This window comes from aff. Roholtiella sp. LEGE 12411 (assembly GCF_015206995.1).
Lineage (GTDB): Bacteria > Cyanobacteriota > Cyanobacteriia > Cyanobacteriales > Nostocaceae > Komarekiella.
Genome location: NZ_JADEXR010000226.1, coordinates 1 through 7,292, shown reverse-complemented (window position 1 = coordinate 7,292; position 7,292 = coordinate 1). Strand labels below are relative to the sequence as shown.

The 7,292-nt window shown below is 45.1% G+C and carries 9 protein-coding genes and 1 tRNA gene; 2 read left to right on the top strand and 8 right to left on the bottom strand.

The window, feature by feature from the left end; genetic code table 11:
* Window positions 1–101 precede the first annotated feature (101 nt).
* Window positions 102–1,025: a hopanoid biosynthesis-associated protein HpnK gene (gene hpnK, locus IQ246_RS27995; protein ID WP_194006556.1), complete on the top strand. Its 924-nt coding sequence runs from the start codon at window positions 102–104 to the stop codon at window positions 1,023–1,025.
* Window positions 1,026–1,114: 89 nt separating this feature from the next.
* Here hpnK and IQ246_RS27990 read toward each other — a convergent pair whose 3' ends face one another.
* From IQ246_RS27990 to IQ246_RS27955, 8 genes are all read right to left on the bottom strand, one after another.
* Window positions 1,115–1,486: a DUF2237 family protein gene (locus IQ246_RS27990; RefSeq protein WP_194006555.1), complete on the bottom strand. Its 372-nt coding sequence runs from the start codon at window positions 1,484–1,486 to the stop codon at window positions 1,115–1,117.
* A gap of 129 nt (window positions 1,487–1,615) precedes the next feature.
* Window positions 1,616–2,344 (bottom strand): ABC transporter ATP-binding protein, encoded by a 729-nt coding sequence (locus tag IQ246_RS27985; protein ID WP_194006554.1) that lies wholly within the window; start codon window positions 2,342–2,344, stop codon window positions 1,616–1,618.
* A gap of 104 nt (window positions 2,345–2,448) precedes the next feature.
* Window positions 2,449–2,676 (bottom strand): ferredoxin family protein, encoded by a 228-nt coding sequence (locus IQ246_RS27980; RefSeq protein ID WP_194006553.1) that lies wholly within the window; start codon window positions 2,674–2,676, stop codon window positions 2,449–2,451.
* Window positions 2,677–2,833: 157 nt separating this feature from the next.
* Window positions 2,834–4,045 (bottom strand): ATP phosphoribosyltransferase regulatory subunit, encoded by a 1,212-nt coding sequence (locus tag IQ246_RS27975; RefSeq protein ID WP_194006552.1) that lies wholly within the window; start codon window positions 4,043–4,045, stop codon window positions 2,834–2,836.
* Entirely contained in the window at window positions 4,045–4,986 is a 942-nt protein-coding gene (locus tag IQ246_RS27970; RefSeq protein WP_194006551.1) for a J domain-containing protein, read from the bottom strand. The genes IQ246_RS27975 and IQ246_RS27970 overlap by 1 nt, the downstream gene beginning before the upstream one ends.
* Before the next feature lie 140 nt (window positions 4,987–5,126).
* Complete coding sequence (locus tag IQ246_RS27965; protein ID WP_194006550.1) at window positions 5,127–5,939, bottom strand: inositol monophosphatase family protein; 813 nt, start codon at window positions 5,937–5,939, stop codon at window positions 5,127–5,129.
* Between the two features lie 102 nt (window positions 5,940–6,041).
* A complete protein-coding gene (locus IQ246_RS27960) occupies window positions 6,042–6,647 on the bottom strand; it encodes a thermonuclease family protein (protein WP_194006549.1) in 606 nt (201 codons plus the stop codon).
* Window positions 6,637–7,005 carry a 2Fe-2S iron-sulfur cluster-binding protein gene (locus IQ246_RS27955; RefSeq protein ID WP_194006548.1) on the bottom strand — a complete coding sequence of 123 codons (369 nt, stop codon included), beginning with the start codon at window positions 7,003–7,005 and terminating at the stop codon, window positions 6,637–6,639. The genes IQ246_RS27960 and IQ246_RS27955 overlap by 11 nt, the downstream gene beginning before the upstream one ends.
* 99 nt (window positions 7,006–7,104) lie before the next feature.
* On the opposite strand from IQ246_RS27955, the gene IQ246_RS27950 reads away from it, so the two are divergent.
* A tRNA-Ser gene (locus tag IQ246_RS27950) sits at window positions 7,105–7,191 on the top strand.
* Window positions 7,192–7,292 lie beyond the last annotated feature (101 nt).

The window sequence follows — 7,292 nt, the reverse complement described above, 5'->3', positions numbered from 1 at the left end:
GGCTCGGCGATGTGTATAAGAGTCAGGCCCAATGCCCAATGCCCAATGCCCAATGCCCCATGCCCAATGCCCGATGCCCCATGCCCAATGCCCAATGCCCCATGCCCCATGCCCAAAAAATTTCGCGATCGCATCGTCGTATCATTATCAATGGTGATGACTTCGGCTTTTCTTGCGGCGTCAACCAAGCGATTGTCAAAGCGCATGAACAAGGTGTGCTAACTAGTACCAGTCTGATGGTAACAGGTGAAGCAGCCGAGGAGGCGATCGCCTTGGCACATACTCACCCCAACTTAGCAGTCGGTCTGCATCTAGTACTAGTGTGTGGTCGAGCAGTTCTACCACCTGACCAGATTCCTCATCTGGTTGACTCAAAAGGTAACTTTTCAAATAGCCCCTTACAAGCTGGCCTGCGCTATCAATTCCATCGCGCCACCCGTGAGGAGCTGCGACGAGAAATCCGCGCCCAATTGGCAAAATTCCGCGAATCTGGGCTATCCCTTTCTCATGTAGATGGGCATTTACATTTGCACACCCATCCAGTGATACTAAATATTCTAGTTGAGTTGGCACAAGAGTTTGATATTCGGGTCATCCGTTTGCCATCTGAAGAACTGGGGATGACTTTGAAGCTTGACCGTCGTGGGTTATTAAACAAACTAGTTTGGTCGGGGGTGTTTGGTAGATTGCGTCACTATGGTGAGGATTTGCTGACATCTCAGGGTATTAGCTTTGCTCAACGAGTTTACGGGTTACTGCAAACTGGCAATATAACTGAGGAATACTTACTCGGCCTGATACCCAAAATTCAGGCAGACTTAGTAGAAATTTATTCTCATCCCGCATTAGTTAACACCGGGGAACCGCTGAATGGCTCGCCAGGGGCAGGTGAAGTTGAACTAGCCGCCCTGTTAAGTGAGCAAGTACAGGATATGCTGATTGCTAATGGCTTTGAATTGACTAACTATGTCAAAGCGAACCATTTATTAGGAGGCGTTGCTAATTTAAGGAATGAAAAACTATAAAGCTTTTGTTTTTCGGTAAAATTACTAGATCTGTGTTCTTAAAACATTGACTGAATACCTTCGTAATTCGTAAAAGCCTTAATAGATACTCAATTTGGTGTGGCGTTGTGTTTTTTCAAATCCTCCAGGTTACAGACTTCCAAAGCTCTAGCATGGGTTGCTGAGAGGACGACGGGTGGAGCAAAGCCAGCATCAAACGCTTCTTGCCAACGAGCAGCACACAAACACCAGCGATCGCCTGGCTTCAATCCAGGAAAATTAAAATCAGGAACAGGCGTGCTCAGGTCATTCCCTTGGGATTTGGTAAACGCAAGAAATTCTGCTGTCACTTGGGCACAAACAACGTGCATCCCGAAATCCTGACCACCTGTATTACAAAATCCGTCGCGGTAATACCCAGTCATGGGAGAAGTACAGCAAACTTCTAGATTTGTGCCTACTACGTTTTTCGCTTCTGCCATAAAAACCTCTGTTGTTGGTCATTTGTCAAGAGTCAAGGGTCATTTGTCAAGAGTCAAGAGTCAAGAGTCAAGGGTCAAGGGTCAAGGGACATTGGTTATTTTCTTCCACTCTCCCACTCCCCCACTCCCCTAATGCCCCTTACCTGCTCCTAGATAAAGTTCACCCACTTTAGGGTCATTTAACAATTCTTGACCAGGGCCAGAGATAGCATCGCGCCCAGATTCCAATACATAACCGCGATTAGCCATTTCCAAAGCCTTACGGGCATTTTGTTCAACTAGGACAATCGCCGTACCTGACTGGTTAATTTGTTTAACTTGCTCAAATACTTGTGTTACCAAAATCGGGGACAAAGCCGCAGAAGGCTCATCTAAAAGCAGTAAACTGGGTTCTAACATCAAAGCTTTGCCCATTGCTAGCATCTGCCGTTCTCCTCCAGAGAGAGTACCAGCGCGTTGACGACGGCGATCGCTTAGTCTGGGGAACATCGTAAATATTTTATCTTTAATTGGTATGAGGGGAACATTAAGCACAAAAGCACCCATCTCCAAGTTCTCTTCAACGCTGAGAGAGGGGAAAACATTGGCGATTTGCGGTACGTAGCACATTCCTCGTTGAACGATTTGATTCGACTTTAACCCCACAATATTCTCACCTTTGAAGCTAATTGTGCCTGTGTGAGGAATCAAAAGTCCAAAAATGGCTTTTGCCAAGGTGGATTTACCAGCACCGTTGGGGCCAATCACTGTCACTAATTCTCCTGGTGCAACCCGAAAATTCACACCTTGCAGAATATCTACATCTTTGATGTATCCGGCGTGGACATTTTGAACTTCTAGCAAATAGTAATTTGTCATTTGTCATTTGTCATTTGTCAACAGCCAATTTAGTTATTAGTTATCAATTACCAGTTATCAATGAGCAGCTTGTTTACTGATAACTGTTCACTGATAACTGTTGACTATTGCGGAGTTTTTTGCAACTCCGGTCGTTCTTCTGGAAGAATCGCCCCTTCTACTGGGCAAACTTGGAGACATATACCACAGTCGATGCAAGTGGCAAAGTCAATCCAGTACCAATCAGTTCCCTTGCCATTTTTGCCTGGGCCCTCATGAATGCAAGCTACTGGACAAGCTTCTACGCAGTCGGCGACGCCTTCACAGACTTCTGTAACAATTGTGTGCGCCATATTCTTGATTCCCTCTCTTCTGTATCGGCTGTTTCTAGCCTAGCAGGGGAGTGGGGGAGTGGGGGAGTGGGAGAGTGGGGGAGTGGAGGAGAGTTTTTACAATACCCCATGCCCAATGCCCCATGCCCCATGCCCAATGCCCAATGCCCCATGCCCACTAACGTAATGGTTCAATTGTGGGTGAGCCATCAGGTTTGATCCAGGCAATTTGGGCGATACTGCGATCGCGTGCATATTCTCGGATAGCATCTGCATCCCTTCCCCCCAAATCCATTTCTACTCGCACTAAATGAGTAGAATCTCTGAGTTTTTGAGCGTAGGCAAAAGCAGAGGCGTCTGCATTTGGTGTTTCTGGTACAACTAACCAGTTGCTAGCCGGAGTAGTCTGCGGTAATTGCTGAGTAGACAATAAAAGTTGGTATAAATCTTCGATATTGAGTACAAAACCAATTCCGGGAATGTTTTCTCCTTGGGGATGATATAGCCCCAAAAGCTGGTCGTAGCGACCACCCCGCCCTAAAACTTGGGCTTGTGACTCGGTATCACTGACAACTTCAAAAACGATACCAGTGTAATAATCTATGGTTTGGATCAGGCTGAGGTCGAGGATTAACGGGAAATTTTTCTCTGATTCCAGTAATTCTACTAGGGATTTGAGGTTATTCACCGCTTCTTGCTGTTCGTTGTCTAGATCCAGGCTGCTGACTTTTTGTAAAACATCCGTACTCTTGCCACGCAAATCCAACATGATTCTGGCACGTTCGCGTAGGTTGTCACTAAGGGGCAGAGTATCTATAGTAATGCGGTCGAGATGGGCGATCGCACTGCGAACCGTATCTTGTAAATTGACAGGAAAAGCACTAAGGAGCGATCGGGTAATTCCCGCTTCACCTAAAATGAGATGCCACCCCTTCAAACCCAGCGCTGCTAAACAATCTGCTACCAATAACAGCACTTCTGCATTTGCCAGCAATCCACCAGTACCTAACAACTCTACCCCAGCTTGATAAAACTCTTGCTGGCTATTGTGCTTGCTTTGCCAAGTGCGGCGAAACACATTGGCGTTATAGTACAGCCGTTGCGGATAAGTTACACCTGCCATGCGAGTGACAACGGTACGAGCAATCGATGCTGTCAATTCTGGACGCAGACCTAATTCGTCATCTTCGGCATTTTGTAATTGAATCACCATCTGGCGCTGAATAGCTTCCCCGGCCATTAAGGTATCCATGCGCTCTAGAGTTGAGGTGATAATCCTGTGATATCCCCAACGGTGAAACACCTGCTGTAATCTATCTTCAATCCAGCGTTTTTTAGCCACATCCAAAGGCAATAAATCCCTGGCTCCCGCTGCTGGTTGATATACCATTATTTTTTCTTCCCACCAAACAAACCACCGAACAAACCGCCCCCAGATTTATCTGGTTGCTTACCTCCATTATCGGGAGGTGTAGTCACTTTAGGATTACTAGGTTGTTGTCCCAAAGCTTTATCTATTTTAGGTTTCCATTGCAACGCTATTTGGTCGTTGGGATCTAATTTTAGAGCATTGTCAAAGTGAATTTTTGCCATTTTTAGCTGATTTTGCTTTAAATACACCAATGCAATCAAGCTATGGCAGTGACTATTTTTAGGTTCTAGTTTCAAGGCATCTTGCAACTCTACTTTGGCTTGGGCAAATTGGTTTTTGTCAATCAAAGTTTGAGCGCGACGCATATACTGTTCAACAACTGAGTCTTCTTTTGCTGGTGCTGGTGGTGTACTTGCTGTATTTGGCTTAGACGCGCCTGAGCTAATTTTAGGTTGAGTAGGTGGCGGTGCTGCGGATGATTTACCCCCATTTCGCATTAAATACACTAAATTTAACTCACTAATTTGGGCAATGACTTGCAGCACTTGCTGTAAAGAATCATATTGAGTTTCGGCGATTTTTGCGATCGCACTTTTATAAGAGTGATCAATATTGGGCGCACCAGCTAACTGTCTAGCTAAGTCGGTGTTCAGTTCCACCGATGCAGATTCTTGTAGCAAGCGCCTACCCATCTGGGACAAAACTAGAATATATTCCGCGCGAGCAGCTTCTCCAGAGAGTTTTTCATAAGCTGGATTAACCAGTTTTGATAACAATTCGTTGGCTAACTGTTTGTCCGCAGCACTTGCAGTAACACTGCTATCAGGGTGCAAGCAGCGGGCAATTTTGAGATAACGTTTACGGATCTCTTTGATATCCGCGTCAACTGGAATACACAAAACTGCGTGATGATCTATGAAATCATACTTAAAAAGGCCACGATCTATCTTAAAAGACATAAAGCGGTATTGCACCAAAGGAGCAGTTAGATTTTTTCTAGTTTACTTTGCTTGATCAGTGATTCGTCAGTAGGCATTTGTTATTTGTCAAGGGTAAAGGGTCAAGAGTCAAGGGTTATTATTTATTTCTCCCCTACTCCTCATACCCAGGCTGACAGTGGTGGAACTTGCAAAAGTTCACGACTGAGGTTGTTGTGAATATAACCATTTGTAGCGAGAATTCTACCTGAATCAATTTTTAAGAGAGTACCATCGTAAGCGGTGAGTGTACCCCCGGCTTCTTGTAACAAAATTATCCCAGCGACAATATCCCAGGGAGAAAGTCCCCGTTCCCAGTAGCCATCGACACGTCCACAAGCAACATGCGCCAAATCCAGCGCTGCTGAACCGCTACGCCTGACTCCCTGAGTGAGGTGGGTAAGGTGACAAAATTCTGCGTAGTTATTATCTGATGTTTCGCGGCGATCGTAAGCAAATCCCGTCACCAGAAGGCTCTTACTGAGTTCCGATGTTTGCGAAACTTTGATGGGACGACGGTTGCGTGTTGCTCCTAAACCAGCAGCAGCCCGGAATAGCTCATCGTGTAAGGGGTCATAAATTACACCAACTTGCGGTACACCATTAATTAACAGCCCGATAGAAACCGCAAAAAAAGGGTATTGATGGGCGTAGTTAGTTGTACCATCCAAAGGGTCTATTGCCCACAGGTATTCATTTTCCTGATTTCCTATTTTCCCTGATTCTTCAGCTAAGATAGAGTGCTCAGGAAAGTGACGGCGCAAAACTTCTAAAATCAACTCTTCTGAGGCTTTATCGGCTGCGGTGACTAAATCACCAGGGCGTCCTTTTTCAAAAATTGCATCTTCTAACTTACCTAAATAGCCTTGCAAAAGAGCACCAGCAGCTAGCGCCGCTTCGGTAGCAATGTCTAGAAAAATTTGGAGATTTGTCATTTGTCATTTGTCATTAAGAGTAGAGATGCGATTAATCGCGTCTCTACAAAGGTCAAGAGTCATTAATTATTTTCTTCCTCCCCCACTCCCCCACTCAGTTATTCAAAGATTTTGGCGGCGAAACTCAGCGGGAGTAAGGTGCATGGGTTTTTCTGGATTCCAGATTCCTAGCCCCATGAGTCTAGCCCATTGTTGGGCACGTTCTAAACGTTGGTTGTATTTATGATTAGGCGATCGCTCAACAAACAGCGCATTTCCTTGTTTGACTAATTCTTCATTCAACAAAACTTTATCTTTCCACACATAGGCTAGAGTTCGCCCGATTTTGTCTTTTGCTTCTAAATCAAACTCCAGTATTACAGATTGTTCGGCATCGCTAGTCAGATCCTCTAACTGTTCTTTTGCTGCTTCTCCCCAAGGGCGCTGTCGTAAATCTGGTGCATCAACACCAATTAACCGCACTTGAGAAATTAAGTTTGGTTGTTCAGCCATACCTAACACTTCCAAGCTTTGCCCACTAACTACCCGCGCTACTTTCACTTGGGCTTGATTATTTGCAAGCTGATTTTTGTTTTGACAACTCACTAGGAGCAATAGGCAAGCTAAAATGGCTATTTTTACCACCCAGATATCAATCCGTGCTGACCAGCCAGGAATCTGCGCTTTCAAGCTTTTGCGTTGATTGATGAGCAAAATTTTATTCTTCATCTAACGGTAAACCCGCCTTAACTTTCCCCCGACCAAAATAGCGCCCAAACTGGAGTTCATAGACTTCATCTTCGTCTTGTGTCTCTACCTCTAAATCGGAACGAGGGTAACTCACACATAGCAAGGCATAACCTTGGCTACGCAACTCTGGCGACAATCCAATGGCCTCAGGTTGGTAAATTTCTCCTGACAATACTCTGACAGCACAAGTAGTGCAAGCCCCATTGCGGCAGGAAAATGGTAATTCCACCCCTTGTGTTTCGGCAGTGTGCAGGATGTAGCGGTCTTCTGGCACTTGCAGGGTGTGTATTTTGCCAGTGGCGCGATCGCGAACTTTAATTGTGTATGTAGGGGGCATGTGGATATGGGATTTTAGTTTCGAGATTAAATCTAAAATGTCTTTTTTTATCTTTGCATTTTCTGTGATTTGATAGTACAATCGTAACTTGTGGCACCTGGAGAGGTGGCCGAGTGGTTGAAGGCGCAGCACTGGAAATGCTGTTATGCAGCAATGTATACGAGGGTTCGAATCCCTCCCTCTCCGTTATAAAACTTAGTTTTAATAATAGTTTGAACTATATTCATACAAACATTCTGGTTTAGGAAATAGCTGGATATTATACGTATGGGGCATGGGGCATGGGG